General features: G+C 47.9%; 4 protein-coding genes. All 4 read left to right on the plus strand.

All coding sequences use genetic code 11. The features are described from left to right. Positions 1–344: GNAT family N-acetyltransferase (locus AC29Z1_RS16225; protein WP_488272492.1), on the plus strand; the 344-nt coding region annotated here is incomplete at its 5' end. Positions 345–360: 16 nt separating this feature from the next. Next, entirely contained in the window at positions 361–1,179 is an 819-nt protein-coding gene (locus AC29Z1_RS16230; RefSeq protein WP_488272493.1) for a polysaccharide deacetylase family protein, read from the plus strand. Beyond that, positions 1,180–1,740 carry an aminoacyl-tRNA hydrolase gene (gene pth / locus AC29Z1_RS16235; RefSeq protein ID WP_488272494.1) on the plus strand — a complete coding sequence of 187 codons (561 nt, stop codon included), beginning with the start codon at positions 1,180–1,182 and terminating at the stop codon, positions 1,738–1,740. A 7-nt stretch (positions 1,741–1,747) separates the two neighbouring features. Next, a partial coding sequence (locus AC29Z1_RS16240) for a radical SAM family protein (protein WP_488272495.1) occupies positions 1,748–2,639 on the plus strand: 892 nt, incomplete at its 3' end.

The following is a 2,639-nucleotide window of genomic DNA, read 5'->3' on the forward strand; positions in this document are numbered from 1 at the left end:
GCTGGCTAACAGGGCAGTATGGTTTTGGCCTTCAGCCTGTAAAAATAATTCTCCTTAACAAATTTGCGTTTCTCCGCTCTGCTACAACTCCTGGCAAAGCCGCTAGTGCACGTATTTTATCGATTGCGGTTGCTGCTGACACACGGGGAAAGGGGATTGCAACTGCTCTCATGCTGGAGGCTGATACCTATTTTCGCCAGCATCAGGTTGAACGGGTACGGCTTGAAGTGCGGCCAGATAACCGCCCAGCCATTAGGGTGTATGAAAAGCTAGGGTATTATCCCGGTGGGACTACCTATGACTCTCAGGGTCCCTGGCTGATTATGTTTAAAGAATTCTCGTGAAACGAGGGTAGTAGATATGTTTGACCTCAACGTCCGGCTGATCAGTATGCTGGGACTTTTGACAGTAGTAGTCATTATCAGCTTAGTGCTGGATTACCTGCGGGTAATAAAACGGCCAGTGCGTCTTGGTCTCGGTATAGCTATACTTGGCATTATTATCGGTTTAGTACTGACATTGAATGCCGTATTGCCTGCAAATCATTTTTACGGGCCAGTGTACTCGGAAGTCCGGACAAACCAAAAGCTAGTTGCCCTTACGTTTGATGACGGACCGTATCCGCCTTATACCGATCAGTTGCTCGACTTGTTAAAGGAAAAGCAGGTATCAGCGACATTCTTTGTTATTGGTCAGAATGTCGCCAAACATCCTGAGTTGCTGAAGCGGATGGTAGCCGAAGGACATCAAGTGGGGAATCATACCTATAGTCATGTAGATTTACTAAAAGTTGATCGGCAAACGATTATTAATGAAATTGAAAAAACCAATCAGATTATTGCCAGCATTATTGGTTATGTGCCAAATGTTATGCGGCCGCCACATGGATTTCGGGATGCTGTTGTTATGGATATTATGGCTGAATATAACCTAAAGGTGGTTGAATGGTCGGTTGCTAGCCGCGATTGGGTCAATCCGGGAGTCGATGTCATTGTCGAGAGGACACTGAGCAAGGTAAAAAATGGCTCAGTTATCCTGTTGCATGATGGCGATGGAATCGCTGCCAAACTGCCGCGTTCCCAGACGATAGCGGCTACCCGCGTAATTATTGACAGACTGCAGGCCGAGGGCTATCGGTTTGTTACTGTTGACGAAATTCTCAAAATGTCGGAGGGGTAAATGAAAATTGTTGTTGGTTTGGGTAATCCTGGGCAAGAATACAGCGCTACACGTCACAACATCGGCTTTATGGTGATAGACAAATTGGCCGAACGCTGGGAGGTAACTGGCTGGCGTGAACGTTATCAGGCGCAGGTAGCTGAATATCGTGGTGAGGAAACGGTTTTATTGGTAAAACCACAAACATTTATGAATTTGAGCGGTCGGGCAATTGTACCATTAGCTGCTTTTTACAAAATTGACTATGAAGATATCATTGTGATCTATGATGACCTGGATTTGCCTGTCGGACGGCTGCGTCTCAGGCTGAAAGGCGGTTCAGGCGGACATCGGGGTATTGAATCAATTTTGTATGAGTCAGGCAAAGACAACTTTTCCCGGATTAGAATTGGCATCGGGCGGCCGCCGCAGGGGTGGGAAACGGTAAACTATGTGTTAGGAAGGTTTTCACCAGAGGAAGCACCCGTTATCAGCCAAGCGATTGGCCAGGCTGCGGATGCGGTGGAATGTATAGTCAAGGAAGGCTTTTTAAAGGCCATGAATAAATTTAACAAAGGGTAATAAGAACATGATTACAACGCTTTTTGCTGATAAAAATGGTAACATATTTGATGCGCCAGGCTGTGCGGCTGTGGGGCGTCTGGGAGAATCCTATGTTGCCTTACAACCAGACGATATGATACCACTGCCGGAAGGGTCTGAACTGATGTTTCTGCCAGGCAGGGAAGCGCTCTATATGGAAGACGGCGTAATCCGAAGACTAAAAGGGCGTTTGGCTGTGGCTGCGATGCTGCCTGTTGGCTATACCCGCACTTTGCTGCCAGCTTATAAACAGCGCCCGAATGCTCCGCAATTGCCTTTATACGGCTATACTGCTGCAGCTCTGATTAACGATGAAATCTATGTAGCCGCACATAAAACCGCAGATAACGCCAAATGGCATCCATACCGCTATAATACTCCGGACTTAAAAAAACGCGTAGCCAGGGTTAAGCGGGATTTGCCTAACAACCGTCTGGTAGAGCACCTGGCAAACTGCTCGCTGGTCTGGCACTGCTGTACGGCTCAGAACCTTTTTTACCGGCGATGGGAAGCCGGCATTCCTGTTTCTCCGGCCTGTAACGCCAATTGTCTGGGATGTATCTCACTCCAGCCATCAGAGTGCTGCCCAGCACCCCAGAGCCGGATTGCTTTTGCACCAAGACCAGAAGAAATTGCCGCTGTAGGCCTTTATCACCTGACAAATGCACCTGAACCCATTATCAGTTTTGGGCAGGGCTGCGAAGGTGAGCCGTCGCTTGCCGCTGACGCTATTGCCAACAGTATTAAGCTGATTCGTAGCCAGACCGCACGCGGTCAGATTAATATGAATACTAACGCTGGTTTTACCCAGGGGATCAAAGCCATTGTCGATGCCGGCTTAAATAGTATGCGGGTAAGTATCATCAGTGCTTTGCCTG

It is taken from the genome of Sporomusa sp., from assembly GCF_057736855.1.